Annotated in this window: 15 protein-coding genes; 3 read left to right on the top strand and 12 right to left on the bottom strand. The window is 70.5% G+C overall.

All coding sequences use genetic code 11. From position 1 onward, the window contains the following. A complete protein-coding gene (locus TTY48_RS15300) occupies nucleotides 1-876 on the bottom strand; it encodes a 3-hydroxyacyl-CoA dehydrogenase NAD-binding domain-containing protein (protein WP_220658297.1) in 876 nt (291 codons plus the stop codon). Further along, nucleotides 876-2,090 carry a CaiB/BaiF CoA-transferase family protein gene (locus tag TTY48_RS15295; protein WP_220658296.1) on the bottom strand — a complete coding sequence of 405 codons (1,215 nt, stop codon included), beginning with the start codon at nucleotides 2,088-2,090 and terminating at the stop codon, nucleotides 876-878. The genes TTY48_RS15300 and TTY48_RS15295 overlap by 1 nt, the downstream gene beginning before the upstream one ends. Nucleotides 2,091-2,194: 104 nt before the next feature. Here TTY48_RS15295 and TTY48_RS15290 point away from each other — a divergent pair, with 104 nt between their 5' ends. After that, nucleotides 2,195-3,067, top strand: a complete 873-nt coding sequence (locus tag TTY48_RS15290; RefSeq protein WP_220658295.1) for a LysR family transcriptional regulator — start codon at nucleotides 2,195-2,197, stop codon at nucleotides 3,065-3,067. 37 nt (nucleotides 3,068-3,104) lie between these two features. On the opposite strand, the gene glgC is transcribed toward TTY48_RS15290, so the two are convergent. Continuing rightward, nucleotides 3,105-4,322 carry a glucose-1-phosphate adenylyltransferase gene (glgC, locus tag TTY48_RS15285; RefSeq protein ID WP_220658294.1) on the bottom strand — a complete coding sequence of 406 codons (1,218 nt, stop codon included), beginning with the start codon at nucleotides 4,320-4,322 and terminating at the stop codon, nucleotides 3,105-3,107. 175 nt (nucleotides 4,323-4,497) lie between these two features. Here glgC and glgA point away from each other — a divergent pair, with 175 nt between their 5' ends. Further along, complete coding sequence (glgA, locus tag TTY48_RS15280) at nucleotides 4,498-5,673, top strand: glycogen synthase (protein ID WP_220658293.1); 1,176 nt, start codon at nucleotides 4,498-4,500, stop codon at nucleotides 5,671-5,673. A 3-nt stretch (nucleotides 5,674-5,676) separates the two neighbouring features. Here the strand turns inward: glgA and TTY48_RS15275 are convergent, their stop codons facing one another. From TTY48_RS15275 to TTY48_RS15260, 4 genes are all read right to left on the bottom strand, one after another. Further along, a complete protein-coding gene (locus TTY48_RS15275; protein WP_255585696.1) occupies nucleotides 5,677-6,534 on the bottom strand; it encodes a putative RNA methyltransferase in 858 nt (285 codons plus the stop codon). Nucleotides 6,535-6,630: 96 nt separating this feature from the next. Then, the gene (locus TTY48_RS15270) at nucleotides 6,631-6,798 is read right to left on the bottom strand and encodes a DUF3117 domain-containing protein (protein WP_220658292.1); all 168 of its coding nucleotides are present in this window, start codon (nucleotides 6,796-6,798) and stop codon (nucleotides 6,631-6,633) included. 109 nt (nucleotides 6,799-6,907) lie between these two features. Beyond that, nucleotides 6,908-7,228 carry a DivIVA domain-containing protein gene (locus tag TTY48_RS15265; protein WP_220658291.1) on the bottom strand — a complete coding sequence of 107 codons (321 nt, stop codon included), beginning with the start codon at nucleotides 7,226-7,228 and terminating at the stop codon, nucleotides 6,908-6,910. A gap of 7 nt (nucleotides 7,229-7,235) precedes the next feature. Continuing rightward, complete coding sequence (locus TTY48_RS15260; protein ID WP_220658290.1) at nucleotides 7,236-8,417, bottom strand: erythromycin esterase family protein; 1,182 nt, start codon at nucleotides 8,415-8,417, stop codon at nucleotides 7,236-7,238. Between the two features lie 58 nt (nucleotides 8,418-8,475). Between TTY48_RS15260 and TTY48_RS15255 the strand changes: the two genes are divergently transcribed. Continuing rightward, nucleotides 8,476-9,186, top strand: coding sequence for a MerR family transcriptional regulator (locus TTY48_RS15255; protein ID WP_255585695.1), 711 nt, complete (start codon nucleotides 8,476-8,478; stop codon nucleotides 9,184-9,186). A 22-nt stretch (nucleotides 9,187-9,208) separates the two neighbouring features. Here the strand turns inward: TTY48_RS15255 and TTY48_RS21390 are convergent, their stop codons facing one another. The 5 genes from TTY48_RS21390 to TTY48_RS15235 all read right to left on the bottom strand — a co-directional run bounded on the left by TTY48_RS21390 (nucleotide 9,209) and on the right by TTY48_RS15235 (nucleotide 13,651). Then, on the bottom strand, nucleotides 9,209-9,514 hold the full coding sequence (locus tag TTY48_RS21390; RefSeq protein ID WP_255585694.1) for a transcriptional regulator: 306 nt from the start codon (nucleotides 9,512-9,514) through the stop codon (nucleotides 9,209-9,211). Beyond that, nucleotides 9,511-9,984: a hypothetical protein gene (locus TTY48_RS21385; protein WP_255585693.1), complete on the bottom strand. Its 474-nt coding sequence runs from the start codon at nucleotides 9,982-9,984 to the stop codon at nucleotides 9,511-9,513. The genes TTY48_RS21390 and TTY48_RS21385 overlap by 4 nt, the downstream gene beginning before the upstream one ends. Nucleotides 9,985-10,057: 73 nt before the next feature. After that, nucleotides 10,058-10,963, bottom strand: a complete 906-nt coding sequence (locus TTY48_RS15245) for a glucosyl-3-phosphoglycerate synthase (protein WP_220658288.1) — start codon at nucleotides 10,961-10,963, stop codon at nucleotides 10,058-10,060. Beyond that, the gene (folP, locus tag TTY48_RS15240; RefSeq protein ID WP_255585769.1) at nucleotides 10,960-11,772 is read right to left on the bottom strand and encodes a dihydropteroate synthase; all 813 of its coding nucleotides are present in this window, start codon (nucleotides 11,770-11,772) and stop codon (nucleotides 10,960-10,962) included. Before folP ends, TTY48_RS15245 begins: the two co-directional genes overlap by 4 nt. 67 nt (nucleotides 11,773-11,839) lie before the next feature. After that, nucleotides 11,840-13,651, bottom strand: a complete 1,812-nt coding sequence (locus tag TTY48_RS15235) for a long-chain-acyl-CoA synthetase (RefSeq protein WP_220658287.1) — start codon at nucleotides 13,649-13,651, stop codon at nucleotides 11,840-11,842. Nucleotides 13,652-13,660: the final 9 nt, after the last annotated feature.

The raw sequence follows: 13,660 nt of genomic DNA, 5'->3' as shown, positions 1-13,660 counted from the left end.
TCAGTTGTTGCGTGTCTTCTCGGAGCCGTCGGCTTCGGCGAGGGCGCCGAGGATGGCGCGGGTACGCCGGTCCCGCTGCTCCGAAAGCCGTTCGTAGGCATCCTCACCCGTGCCGTAGGCGGCCTCGACGGCGTCGTACACCTCGCCCGCGCGGGCGGGATCGGGAGCACCGATGTCGAAGGTCATCTGCGATCCCACGTGTGCGGCGAGGTGCCGGATTCCGCCCGGACCGCCGCCGAGATGGTTGGACTCGAAGGGCCCGATGGTCGCCCAGCGCAGGCCGAGCGAGGCACGCACGAGCGCGTCGAGTTCGGCGGGATCGATCACACCCTCCTGGACCAGATAGGTGGCCTGCTGGTTGAACACCCGCTGCAGACGGTTTCCGACGAAGCCGGGGATCTCCTTGTTGAGCCGGATCGGCAGCTTGCCGAGCTCCCGGTACACCGCGATCGCACGCTCCACCGTGGCGCTGGAGGTCTGCGGCGACGGCACCACCTCGACCAGCGGCATGAGCTCCGGCGGGTTGAACGGGTGCCCGATCACGATGCGGTCGGCAGCGGGGTTGCCGGCGGCGAATTCCGATGGCAGCAGCGACGACGAGGACGAGGCGAGCACGACACCGTCGCGCGTGTGCGCGGCCGCGGTGCGGAACAGCTCCCGCTTGAGGTCGATGCGCTCGGGGCCGGCCTCCTGCACGTAGTCGGCGCCGTCGAGGGCGGTGGCGAGGTCGGGCACGGCGGTCGCCGCGACGCCGTCGAGCACGTCGACGAGATCGGGCCGCGGATCGCTCACGCGCACCTCCCAGCCCGCATCGGCGAACAGGCGCGCCCAGGACACGCCGATCACCCCGGCTCCGATGATGGTGACGACGGGCATCAGTTCTCTCCCTTTCCTGCCGCCCGGCGGGCCGCCGCCAGGACGCTCTCGGTGCTGCCGCCCGCCCGCTCGGGCAGGCTACGGATGTTGACGGGTGTGCGTGAGTACTCGATCGGGTTGCGGGCGAGACGGATCCGCCCCTCGGTCGGGTGGTCGACCTCGGTGATGAGGCCGATCTCGCGGACGTACGGATCGTCGGGCAGATCGGCGATGTCGACGACGAGGCCGTACGGCATGTCGTTCTCGGTGAGGTACGCCTCCCACTGCGCCGTGGTGAGGCGATCGGACGTGTCCAGCACCCGCTGCACACCGGCGGTGAAGAAGGGCCGGTCGATCACCGGATCCTGCCAGCGCGGATCGGCGGCCAGCGCGTCCTCACCCACCGCGACGAGCAGTGCGCGGACGGCCTCGTTGGTGTACGGGACGGCGGCGATGGCGCCCCCGTCGGCGGTGTGCATTGCGGCGTGGGTCGGCGCCAGGCTCAGCGGATTACCGACGTCGCCCTCCGCGGGGACGAAGACCTCGCCGGCCAGATGCTCCACCGTGTTCACGGCGATCATCGCGTCCGCCATGGCGAGCGAGACACGTTGTCCCGCACCGGTGCGCTCCCGCTCGTACAGCGCGCCCAGGATCCCGCTCAGGAGGTACAGCGAGGCGGTCTTGTCGGCGATGTAGGTGGGGACGAACTGGAGCGAACCGGCCGCCCGGCGTTGCAGGTCGACGAGGCCGGACACGGCCTGGACCACCTCGTCGTAGGCGGGGCGCCCGCTCTCCTTCGAGGCCGCGTTGAAGCCCTGGGCGTGGGCGAAGATCAGGCGCGGGAAACGCTCGCGGATCTGCTCGTAGGCGATGCCGAGCCGTTCCTGTGCGCCGAGACGCATGTTCGTCACGAGCACGTCGGCGTCGTCCAGCAGGTCGAGGAGGTCCCGGTGCCCCTCGGGCGTCTTCAGGTTCAGGGCGACGCTGCGCTTGTTCCGGTTCACCTGCAGATACAGCGGCGCCATACCGGGCGACCGGCCGATGTTGGCCGGCGCGGTGCGGGCGGTGTCGAAGGGCGGTTCGATGCGCACCACATCGGCACCCATATCGCCCAGGATCTGCGTCGCCATCGGTCCCATGACCACGGTCGACAGATCCACGACCGTCACTCCGGCGAGCGGCCCCGTCGCCGCGCCGCCCAACTCCACCTGTCCACGTACCTGCGCCTCGTCCATGGCGTCCACCTCTTCCTTCCGTCTGCACCCAGCCTAGTTACTTAGATGTGCTCACGGAATGACCAAGGTTGCAAACCCGGTGTTATCGATGCGATAAAAGCAGGGTGGACGTCAGGCACCTGCGATACTTCCTCGCCGTCGCGCGCGAGCTGAACTTCACCCGCGCGGCGCAGTCCCTGCACATGTCCGTGCCGCCGCTCTCGCAGCGGATCAAGGCCCTCGAGGGCGAACTGGGCGTCCCTCTCTTCGACCGGTCGACCCACCACACGCACCTCACCGCCGCCGGGGAACGACTGCTTCCCCTCGCCGAACGCGTCGTGGCCGATATGGATCGCATCCCCGCGACCGTCCGCGACGACCAGGGCCGCCGGCACCTGCGGTTCGCCGTGCCGGATGTCCTCGGCACCGGCCATCGCCGCCGGATCGGCGCGCTGCTCGACCTGTCGTCACCCGGCTTCGACATCGAGGTCTGCCAGGTCGCCTCTCGCGAGGCCGCCCGTGCCCTGCTCGACGGTGCGATCGATCTCGCACTGAGCCGCGTCCCGCCCACGCATCCGGACCTCACCGAGACGATCCTCGGTACCGAGCCGCTCGCCGTGATCTGCTCGGCCGAGCACTTCCCCGCCGGAACGGTGCTGACACCGTCGAACCTCGCAGGCTTCACCCTGGTCGGCGGTCCGGCGCACTGGATCCTGCGTTCGGATGCCGACCGGGCCCCGCTGCGCGCGGCCGATATCCGGATCGACGCCTCGCCCTCGTACTCGGACCTGTCGGGAATGCTGTTGATGCTCGGGCGCAAACGACGGTTCGCACTGATCCCCGCCGATACGGACTTCGTCCGCGCCGTGGACCCCACGGAGTTCGGCGTGTACGCCGCCGGCGAGGGCTTCGCACCGCTGGTGCTCCGCCTGGTCGGCCGCAGCGCCGATCAGTGGCTCGCACCGCTGATCGACATCGCGGCCGACGCGCTGCGCTAGACGACGCGCTGCGCTGACGGGCGGCCGCCCGGCGGGATCAACCGATCCGGATGCCCTTGCCCACGGTGACCACACCACCGGCCGAGACGTCGAAGCGCTCGCGTTCGCGGTCGAGGTTCACCCCGAGGATCTCCCCGCGGCCCACCACCACGTTCTTGTCCAGGATCGCCTTGCGCACCACGGCACCCGGCTCGATCCGGACGCCGGGCATGAGCACCGATCCCTCGACGGTGGCACCGTCGCCGATCGTGACGTTCGCACCGATCACCGAATTGCGCACCGTGGCACCGGAGATGATGCTGCCCGCCCCCACCATGGACTCCTGTGCCAGGCCGCCGCGCGCGAACTTGGCGGGCGGCAGGTTGTCGTTCTCGCAGCGGATCGGCCACTGCCGGTTGTAGAGGTTGAAGATCGGGTACACCGAGACCAGGTCCATGTGCGCGTCGTAGAAGGCGTCGATCGTGCCCACGTCGCGCCAGTAGCCCGCATCGCGCTCCGTGGCGCCGGGAACCTTGTTGTCGCTGAAGTCGTACACCGCGGCCTCGCCCGCGGCGACGAAGGCGGGGATGATGTCGCCGCCCATATCGTGATCCGAATCGGCGTTCTCCGCGTCCGCGATGATCGCGTCCACGAGGGCCTGGCGGCTGAAGACGTAGTTGCCCATCGACGCGAAGGTCACGTCCGGATCGTCCGGCGTACCGGGCGGATCGGCCGGCTTCTCCAGGAACTGGGTGATCCGGCCCGAATCGTCGGCCTCGATGCAGCCGAAGGCCTTCGCCTCCGCGCGCGGCACCCGGATCCCGGCCACGGTGACGCCGGCCCCGGATTCGATGTGCGCCTGCACCATCTGCGACGGATCCATCCGGTACACGTGGTCGGCACCGAAGACCACGATGTAATCCGGATCGTCGTCGGTGATCAGGTTCATCGACTGGTAGATCGCGTCCGCACTGCCGGTGAACCAGCGCTTGCCCATGCGCTGCTGGGCCGGAACCGGGGTGATGTACTCGCCGCGGAAACCGAACATGCGCCAGGTCTGGCTGATGTGCCGGTCGAGCGAATGCGATTTGTACTGGGTGAGAACGCACAGGCGCTGATATCCGGCGTTCACCAGATTCGACAGCACGAAGTCGATCAGCCGGTACGAGCCCCCGAAGGGCACCGCCGGCTTCGCCCGGTCCGCGGTCAGCGGATAGAGGCGCTTTCCCTCACCGCCGGCGAGGACGATCCCGAGGACACGCGGCTGTCTGCTCACGGGTGCCACGCTATCGCCTCAGGGCGGCCCCGTGCAGGGTTCCGCGCCGTTCGAGACGAGCACCACGCGGACACGACGAACCGCAGACGACCGGAGGCCGACGCCCAGGCGAACAGCGGGCCGGGCGTGCGACGAACCCGCTGCACGCGCGCACCGCACCCTCTACCGTGGGCGCATGCGCGTTGCGATGATGACCAGGGAGTATCCGCCGGAGGTGTACGGCGGAGCGGGCGTTCACGTCACGGAGCTGGTCGCCCGGTTGCGCGAACTGTGCACCGTGGACGTGCACTGCATGGGGGCGCCCCGCCCGGAGATGAACGACGTGACCGTCTCGGACCCGGACCCCGCACTCGCCGGCGCGAACACGGCCCTGCAGATGTTCTCGACCGATCTGCGCATGGTGGACCGCGCGCAGGGTGCGGACGTGGTGCACAGCCACACCTGGTACACCGGCCTGGCCGGACACCTCGCGGCGCAGCTCTACGGGGTGCCGCACGTGCTCACGGCCCATTCGCTGGAGCCGCGGCGGCCGTGGAAGGCCGAGCAGTTGGGCGGCGGCTACCGGCTGTCGAGTTGGGCCGAGCGCAATGCGATCGAATACGCCGACGCCGTGATCGCCGTGAGCCGCGGCATGGCCGACGACGTCCTCGACGCGTACCCGCGGCTCGACGCCGACCGGGTGCACGTGGTGCGCAACGGGATCGACACCGAGGTCTGGCACCCGGTGCCGGCGTTCGGCGAAGGATCACCGCTCACGGCGCGGGGCGTGGACCCGGACCGGCCGATCGTCGCCTTCGTCGGCCGGATCACCCGGCAGAAGGGAGTACGGCACCTGGTCGCCGCCGCGCACGGCTTCGCCCCGGAGGTGCAGCTGGTGCTCTGCGCCGGTGCACCGGACACCCTCGAGATCGCCGCCGAGACCGCTGCGGCGGTGGCCGAACTCGCCGACTCGCGCGATGGTGTCTTCTGGATCCAGGACATGCTGCCCACCCCTCAGGTGCGCGAGATCCTCTCCGCCGCCACGGTCTTCGTGTGCCCCTCGGTCTACGAGCCGCTCGGGATCGTGAACCTGGAGGCGATGGCCTGCGGTACCGCCGTGGTCGCCTCCGATGTGGGCGGCATCCCGGAGGTGGTGGCCGACGGCGTGACCGGCACGCTGGTGCACTACGACGAGGCGGATACCGCGGCCTTCGAGGCCGATCTCGCCGCCGCGGTCAACGCCCTCGCCGCCGCGCCGGACCGGGCCGCGGCCTTCGGCGCCGCCGGCCGGCAGCGGGCCATCGCCGAATTCAGCTGGGAATCGATCGCCGCGCAGACGCTGGACGTCTACCGGCACTGTCTGACCCGCTGAGTCTCAGCGCAGCCGGTAGACGCTCACCGTCCCCGAGGCGGTGACCTCGGCCGGACCGTCGGCCGTGAGGGCCGCGAGGGCCGCCGCGCGCTCGGCCGCGGAACCGTGATGCGCACTGGGCCCCATCGCCACGAGATCCGCCGCGGCATCGGCGTCCAGTTCCATGACCCACTCGTGCTTGGCGCGGGACTCCAGATCGAACCGCTCGTGCAGCGCACCGTCGAGCCGCGCGACCTTGCCCTCCTCCACGGAGATCATGCCCAGCGGCCCCACCAGCTCGCGGAGGTGCCGCGCCGTGGGCGTGAGCACCACGAACCGGCCGCCCGGTGCGAGCACTCGCGCGAACTCGGAGACGTTGCGCGGCGCGAAGACCGAGAGGACGGCGCCCACGGCACCGTCGGCCACGGGGAGCCGGTCCCAGCCGTTCGCGACCACGGAGCCGATCGACGGTCCGCGGCGCGCCGTGCGGCGCGCTGCGGGTTTGGACAGATCGAGGCCGATTCCGGTGCCGCCGCGCGCGTCCACGGCGCGGGCGAGGTACTCACCTTCGCCGGCCCCGCAGTCGAGGATCGGACCGAGTTCGACCGGCAGGTCGGCGGTGGCCGCGGCGACGGCGTCGTGGAAAGGCCGGTAGTGCCCCGTGGCGAAGAACCGTTCGCGGGCGGCGATCATGTCCGCATCATCGGCGATGAGATTGGCCGCACCGCCTCCCAGCAGTGCCACGTAGCCCTGCCGGGCCACGTCGAAGGTGTGCCCGCGCGGGCACACCAGCGTGCCGCCGTCGGCGTCGAGGCCGAGACCGCAATGCGGGCAGGCCAGTGCGGGCAGCACGGCCGTCAGGCCGGGCGGAAGGTCGACCACGGATCACCCCCGGTGGGAGAAACGAGAAGATCCCACGCGGTGCGCCCGCGCGGGATCTTCCGGAGAGTTTTTCGGCTTCGTATGGATCGGCCGGCGTCAGGAAGTGACGCCGCGCAGCTCCTCGCCCAGAGCCGCGGCCTCCTCCGCGGTGAGCTCCACCACCAGACGTCCCCCGCCCTCCAGAGGTACGCGCATTACGATCCCGCGTCCCTCCTTGGTCGCCTCCAAGGGGCCGTCCCCCGTACGTGGCTTCATCGCCGCCATCCGTTGCTCCCTTCAGATACTTCACCCGACCGGGCTAACCCGGTGCGAGTCCGCAGTACATTCTAGCTTGTGCGCTGCGGCGATCGTCCAGGACGCAGGTATTGCACACCTAGCCGGTGCTCCCCGCGGCCTCCTCGTCGGTGACCTCCGGGTCCCGTTCGGCCGCCAGTTGTGCGCGCAGCACATCGATCTCGCGTGCCAGACGCTCCAGCGCCCAATCGACCTCCTGGGGCTTGTACCCCCGTACCACCTGCTGGAATCGCAGGGCGCGGATGTCCGCGCCCGCGACGTCCTCGGCGGGCAGCACCGTGGGCGTCGCATCGGTCTCCAGCGGCGGCGTCTCCTCGCCGCGGCCGAAGACCAGCGCGGCCACACCGAACAGCACGGCGCCCACCGCCAGCAGGCCGAGGGCGTACAGCAGGATCACCATGGGGCCATCATGCCCGAACCTCCCGCAGGAACAGCACGCCGTCGGCGTCCGCCAGGTGCGCGGCGTCCAGCGGGAAGTACGCACCGAGCGCATCGCGATCGAGCCGGGTGGCGCATCCGCCGAGCCGCTCCGCCAGGTCCGCGCCGCGGTAGAGCTGGGCGTTCGGCTGCTGCGCCCGGTACAGCTCCCCCTCGACGGTGCCCGGCTCCGGCACCGCGAGACCGTGTCCGGGCGCGGTACCGATGCCCATCGCGATGAAGCGGTAGTCGTCGCCGAGCCGCACCTGCGCCTGCACTCCCCCTCCGAACCACGACAATTCGTGCGGCCCCATCGTCATCGTGCTCGCCTCCCGCTGCAGGTGGCGGTTGTGGGCCAGGACGACGGTGCCGCCCCGGACCGCCTCGCGGTCGGCGATGGCCACCAGGTGATCGCCCATCATCGCGTCGCGCTGGGCGATCAGCCGACTGAGCCGCTCGGGTCCCTCCGTGGCCATCGCCGCGTGGTAGCGGAGCATGCCCACGGCCGTCCGCAGGTCCGCGCGCAGCCACCACCATCGGTCGGGGTCCGCGGCGAGCAGGGGCGACGCCGCGGCGACGGCGGCGCACAGGTCGTCGGCGAGCAGGCGCAGGCGCATCACCTCGGCGGACCCGCCGATCGACCGCTCCGCGTGGTACATCGCGGCCTCCTCGGTCCAGCGGGCCTCGTCGCCGATGAGCTCCTCGATCCGCCCGGCGCTGCCGGGGACGCCGTGCGCGAACGCCTCGAGAGCGGCGTGGACCCGCAGGAGCGGGTCCCTGGGGCTGGGCGCAGCGGCCATCTCCATCGGCCCGTCGAAGCCGTAGAAGCGCACGGGCTCCTCCAGGGTGCGATTCACCTCCCGGAGCCACCGCACGAGTTCGCCCACGGCCTCCAGCCGATGGACGTACGGATGGCTGAGACCCTCGTCGAGGACGTGCTCGACGTCGATGTCGGCACCGTGGATGTAGGCGTTCACCAGCGGTGCACGGTGGAAGTCGGATTCCACGGCGATCGATCGATAACCGCCGCGCAGCACCAGGTCGCGGACGACGGCGTTGCGGGCGCGCAGGATCTCCTCGGACCCGTGCATGGGCTCGCCCAGAGCGAGCAGTCGGGGCGGGCGCGGACGATCGGCGATGAAGGAGATGATGTCGACGTTCTGGAGAATCATTCCCTCAACGGTATCGTTGAACTCTCTGTTGAAACTTTCACCGAAAAAGACCAGTAACGTGCACCCGAACCCTCAACAAGGCCAGCGCCCCATCGACCTCGCCCGGCAGCACGGGCTCTCGACGCAGGCGGTGCGCAACTACGAGGACCAGGGCGTCCTGCCGACCGCGGCGCGGACACCCGCGGGGTACCGCGTCTACGCGGCCGCGCACGCCACCGCGCTCGCCGCCTTCCTGGCGCTCATCCCGGGGTGCGGTCACGCCCGCGCGGCTGCCATCCTCCGCGCAGCGAACCGGGCCGATCTCGAGGGCGCCTTCGCGCTGCTCGACGAGGCGCACGAGGAGCTCTCGGGTGATCGCGCCACCTTGCGGCAGGTGCGCGCCGCGCTCGCCGGGCTCGCACCGTCCGCCGGCGGCGCGTCCTCGGGCGGCGACCTCTTCGTGGGAGACGTGGCCCGCATGATCGGCGTGGTCCCCGCGACACTGCGGACCTGGGAGCGGGAGGGGATCGTGGCGCCGGACCGCGACCGCGCGACCGGCTACCGCGTGTACTCCCCTGCCGACCTGCGCGACGCCCGGATGGCGCAGCAGTTGCGGCGCGGCGGTTATCCGCTCGCGGATATCGCCACCCTCACCCGCCGGGTCCGCGAGGCCGGCGGCGTGGAGCCGCTGCGCGACACCCTGGACGGCTGGCAGGCCGCGATCACCGCCCGCGGCCGGGCGCTCGTCGCGGGCGCCTCCGCCCTCGATGCCCATCTCGCGGCGCTCTGAGGGCTCACCCCGCTCTGAGGGCTCACCCCGCGGCGATATCCCGGAGCGCGGCGAGGTGGTTCCGGAAGGCCGTGCGGCCCTGCGAGGTCAGCGAGAGCCAGGTGCGCGGACGCTTACCCACATAACCCTTCCTGATCTTCACGTAGCCCGCCGCCTCCAGCTGCGCCGCCTGCTTGGAGAGCACCGAATCCGAGAGCTCGACCGCATCGCGCACGGCGGCGAATTCGGCGCTCTCCACCTTCGACAACGCCGCGACGATGGAGAACCGCACGGGCGCGTGGATCACGTCGTCGAGCCGGTGCCGGGCGTGCGCCCCCTCCGCCGTCACCGCAGCGGCAATCTCGAGATCGAGCGCGCCGCGAGCAGCGCGGGCGTCATGGTGAGAACGGCGGCCACGATCACCCACGGGAACGGAACCGCGTCCATGCCGGCCTGCACGATCACGTAGACCACGTAGAGGAACATCGTGCCGAACAGGCCCACCGTGTACCGGCTGGTGAAACCGCGCGGAGCGGCCTTGGCGCGGCGCATCGTGACCACAGCGGCGACGATCGCCAGGACGTACAGCGCCATCGCCAGCCCGAAACCGCCCTGCCGCAACCATTCCGGTGCACCGGGGTTCCCGATCGTGAGCCGCAACGCGAGGATCAGCGCGCCCACTGCCATCGCGATCCGGATCAGGCCGCGTTCCAACCGGTCCCGGTCCGCAGTAGTGGCCACCCCCGCGTCATCGGCGACGGCCAGCGTGAGGCGCGCCTCCTCGGGCGTCATGCCGGCCGGATCGGAGATCTCGTCCATCGGTCCACCTTCCGTCGAGATGACTCAACCGTAGAAACTACTTTCCACTTCGTCAAGTAGTTTCCTATCGGTCTCAGAGGGAGTCGACGGGCGGACGGTCCTCCAGATCGACGTCGGTGGTCACGGCGGTGAAGCGGTCGTCCGGACCGGCCTGCACCAGGTACTGCGTGATACCCACCCCCGAATCGGCGACGCCGCAGCGCCGCAACGCCGTTCCCAGGATCTGCCGGCTCATCACGCCGAGATCGCGCAGATCGCGGTTGCGGTGTTTGCGCACCGAGAGGTTCACCTGGGCGATCCCTGCCAGGCCGTACCGGGCGTGGGCATCGAGCAGCAGCCCGATCTCCACGCCGTACCCGGGCGCGAAGGGCACCGAGGCGAGGAACTCGCGGGTCCCCGCGTATTCGCCGCCCAGGGGCTGGATGATCTCGGTCAGCTCCGGTCGCAGGGCCGCGAGAACCGGGCGGGCCACCAACTCGGTCACCCGGCCGCCGCCCGTCGGGTCCTCGCCGGCCTTGAACACCCGCAGCGGCCGCCGGTAGTACGCCTTGACCAGGTGCACGCCGGTACCGAACAGCAGCGGCCCCAGCAGGCGCGGCACGAACTGCGGATCGGGTTCGATCAGATCGGAGTCGATGAACGCGATCACATCGCCCGACGACGCGGCCACGCCGCGCCACAGCGCCTCGCCCTTGCCCGCCACCGGCGCCAGCCCGGGTACCGCGTCCTCACGCGAGATCACCGTGGCGCCGGCCGACCGGGCGCGTTCGGCGGTCGCATCGGTGGACCCCGAGTCCAGCACGATCAGCTCGTCGACCAGGGTGCCCACGAGCGGCGCGATCGTCGCCACCACATCACCGACGGTGCCCTCCTCGTTGAGCGCGGGCAGCACCACGGAGACCGTGCGCCCGGCCTTCGCCGCGACCAGCTGCTCGATCGTCCAGGTGGGCTGTTCGACGATCCGCTCGGAGGCGCTCACGCCAGACCCCGCACCACGCGCGCAGGCGGACGGGAGCCGTCGATCGCGGCCACCATCTCGACCACGCGGCGGGTGTCCGCCACCTGATGCACCCGGAACATCCGGGCACCGTCGCGCGCCGCGAGCGCGGTGGCGGCCAGCGTCCCCGCCACTCGCTCCTCCAGTCCGGCGTCCAGGGTCTCGCCGATGAAGTCCTTGTTGGACAAGGCCATCAGCACCGGCCAGCCGGTGTCCACGAGGCCGTCCAGGTGTCGCAGCAGCGCGAGCCCGTGGTGCGTGTTCTTCCCGAAGTCGTGCGTCGGATCGATCACGATGCCGTCCTCGCGCACACCGGCGGCGAAGGCCGCGTCCGCCGCCGCGACGAGATGCTCGCGCACCTCGGTCACCACATCGGGGTAGCCGACCCGATAGGGCCGCGACCGCGGGACGGCACCGCCCGTGTGCGAACACACCAGGCCCGCTCCGGTCGCGGCGGCCACTCGGGGCAGGTCGCGATCGGCGCCCGCCCAGGTGTCGTTGATGAGGTCGGCACCGGCGTCCACCGCCGCCTCGGCCACCGCGGATCGCCAGGTGTCCACGCTGATCAGCAGGTCCGGATGCCGCTCGCGGACCTGGGCGATGAAGGGGACGGTGCGCGCGATCTCCTCGGCCGCATCCACCGTCTGTCCCGGGCCGGCCTTGACCCCGCCCACGTCCACCACGTCCGCGCCCTCGGCGACGGCGGCGTCCACCCGCTCCAGCGCGGCGTCCACGGCGAAGTAGCTGCCGCGGTCGTAGAAGGAGTCCGGGGTGCGATTGATGATCGCCATCACCAGGGCCCGGTCCGTGGGCACGGGGCGGCCGCAGAGCGTGGGCCGCACCGACGGGGCGGCCACGTCAGTTCCGCAGATCCGGAACCTTGGCCGCCGCGACGTCGTCCGCGTACCCGTCGTAGGCGGGCACGTAACCGTCCGCACCGCCGACGAAGACGTACAGCGGATCGTCGCCGGTGTCGGCGAAGCCCTCCTTGCGAAGATCACCCTTGAGGCTCTTGAACGTGGAGGTGACCTCCAGGCTGGGTACCAGCCGCACGTAGAGCGGAATCGCGTAGCCGGGCAGCCGGTCCCGCAGTTCGGTGGCGAGCACACCGCCGTCGAAGTCCCAGCCCTGCGCCAGCTTCACCGCGGCCATGCCGGCCTTGCCGTCGGCGCCGGGGATCGCGATGCCGTAGACGATGGCACCCTCCACCTGATCGGCCTCGTCGAGCGCGCCCTCCACCTCGGTGGTGGCCACGTTCTCGCCCTTCCAGCGGAAGGTGTCGCCGAGCCGATCGACGAAGGCGATGTGATCGAAGCCCTGGTTGGTGACCACGTCGCCCGTGTTGAACCAGACGTCGCCGTCCTTGAAGCCGTCGCGGATCAGCTTGGCGTCGTTGGCCTTACCGTCGGTGTAGCCGTCGAAGGGCGCCGATTTGGTGATCTTGGTGAGCAGCAGGCCGTTCTGGCCCTTCTTCACCCGAGTGAGCCGGCCCTTGGCGTCGCGCAGCGGGCCGGCGGTATCGATGTCGTACTCGACCACGGCGTGCGGCAGTGGGCACAGGCCCACGGTGCCCTCGATGTTGAAGACGTTGACGAAGGCGATGTTGGTCTCGCTGGCCGCGTAGAACTCCATGATCCGCTCGATGCCGAAGCGCTCCTGGAACTCGCTCCAGATCTCGGGCCGCATGCCGTTGCCGGCCGCGACGCGGATGGTGTTCGACCGGTCGCTGGGCTTGGCCGGCTGGTTGAGCAGGTACCGGCAGATCTCGCCGATGTAGATGAACATCGTGGCCGAGTTCTCGTTGGCCTCGTCCCAGAACTTCGACGCCGAGAACTTGCGGCCCACCGCCAGCGTGGCACCCGAGACCAGCACCGAGCCGAGGGCGACGAGCGCAGCGTTGTTGTGGTACAGCGGAAGTGGGCAGTACATGACGTCGTCGCCGCGCATCCGGACGGCGGTCGCACCGAAGCCCGACATGCCCTTGAGCCAGCGGTAGTGGGTCATGATCGACGCCTTGGGCATCCCGGTGGTGCCCGAGGTGAAGACGTAGAAGGCGCGGGTGCTCGCCGGCAGCGTCGCGGTGACGGCGGGGTTCTCGATGGCCGACGGATCCTGCGTGCGCACCTCGCGGGCCTGCTTGGCGAGATCCTCGACGGTGAGCAGCACCCCGTCGGCCGGCTTATCCGCCGCGTCCAGCGAGTCGAAGGCCTCGAGGTCCTCCTCGTCGGTGACGATCGTGCCGGTGTCCAGGATGTTCAGGCTGTGCGCCAGCACGGAGCCGCGCTGGTTGTAGTTCACCAGGCCGGCGGTGGCGCCCACCTTCACGATGGCCAGCATCACCAGCACCATCTGCGGGTGGTTGTGCATGACCACGCCCACCACATCGCCCACCTTGACGCCGCGCTGCTGCAGCACCCGCGCGTAGGTGTTCACGGTGGCGTTGGCCTCGCCGTAGCTGATGCCCTCGCCGTGGAACCGCAGGAAGTCGCGCGAAGGGTTCTTCGCGGCGCGCTTCTGGAACACCGTGCCGATGGTCTCCTTGCTGTTCTGCGACCGCAGCAGGATGGACGGCCCCTCCTTGACCAGGAGCGGCAGATCCGGCACCAGCAGCCGGATGCCCTTGGCCAGATCGGTCAGTCCGACGGTGGTGTTCTTGTGCGCGGAATTCACGGCCGCGAT

It is taken from the genome of Tsukamurella sp. TY48 (assembly GCF_019656655.1).
Taxonomy (GTDB): domain Bacteria; phylum Actinomycetota; class Actinomycetes; order Mycobacteriales; family Mycobacteriaceae; genus Tsukamurella; species Tsukamurella strandjordii.
Note: the sequence above shows the minus strand (reverse complement) of the source record. Positions and strands in the feature narration are given on the sequence as shown.

Coding starts and splice junctions, on each gene's coding strand:
- TTY48_RS15300 (WP_220658297.1), bottom strand. CDS start 876: ATGCCCGTCGTCACCATCATCGGAGCCGGGGTGATCGGCGTGTCCTGG.
- TTY48_RS15295 (WP_220658296.1), bottom strand. CDS start 2,090: ATGGACGAGGCGCAGGTACGTGGACAGGTGGAGTTGGGCGGCGCGGCG.
- glgA (WP_220658293.1), top strand. CDS start 4,498: ATGCGCGTTGCGATGATGACCAGGGAGTATCCGCCGGAGGTGTACGGC.
- TTY48_RS15270 (WP_220658292.1), bottom strand. CDS start 6,798: ATGGCGGCGATGAAGCCACGTACGGGGGACGGCCCCTTGGAGGCGACC.
- TTY48_RS15265 (WP_220658291.1), bottom strand. CDS start 7,228: ATGGTGATCCTGCTGTACGCCCTCGGCCTGCTGGCGGTGGGCGCCGTG.
- TTY48_RS15260 (WP_220658290.1), bottom strand. CDS start 8,417: ATGATTCTCCAGAACGTCGACATCATCTCCTTCATCGCCGATCGTCCG.
- TTY48_RS21385 (WP_255585693.1), bottom strand. CDS start 9,984: ATGGACGAGATCTCCGATCCGGCCGGCATGACGCCCGAGGAGGCGCGC.
- folP (WP_255585769.1), bottom strand. CDS start 11,772: ATGGCGATCATCAATCGCACCCCGGACTCCTTCTACGACCGCGGCAGC.